Origin of the sequence: Pseudoalteromonas sp. 0802 (assembly GCF_013350085.1) — a bacterium.
In the GTDB taxonomy this organism is placed as follows: Bacteria; Pseudomonadota; Gammaproteobacteria; order Enterobacterales; family Alteromonadaceae; genus Pseudoalteromonas.
The window spans coordinates 1-351 of the sequence record NZ_JABVXE010000108.1 but is presented as its reverse complement, the minus strand read 5'-3'; the positions used below and the strand labels follow the sequence as shown (position 1 = coordinate 351).

Here is a 351-nt window from a genome sequence, read left to right as displayed (position 1 = left end):
TTTTATGACCATTTTAGTCACCGGCGGAGCCGGATACATCGGTTCTCACACCGTATTAGAGTTATTACAACAAGGTACTGACGTTGTTGTACTCGATAACTTAAGCAATTCATCAAATGAGTCATTGGCTCGCGTAAAAAAAATAACAGGCAAAGACGTCACGTTTTATCAAGGTGATATTTTAGATAGAGCCTGCTTAGACAAAATCTTCAGTGAACATACTATTGATAGTGTTATTCACTTCGCAGGTTTAAAAGCGGTTGGTGAATCGGTTGTAAAACCTATCGAGTATTATCAAAACAACGTACAAGGTACACTGACTCTGGTTGATGCTATGCGTGATGCTGGCGT

1 protein-coding gene is annotated in these 351 nt (G+C 39.6%); it reads left to right on the top strand.

Annotated features, from left to right (window positions below; all coding sequences use genetic code 11):
* Positions 1–4: 4 nt before the first annotated feature.
* Positions 5–351, top strand: a 347-nt coding sequence (locus tag HUS61_RS21380) for an SDR family NAD(P)-dependent oxidoreductase (protein WP_175083710.1), incomplete at its 3' end; no start/stop codon positions are given.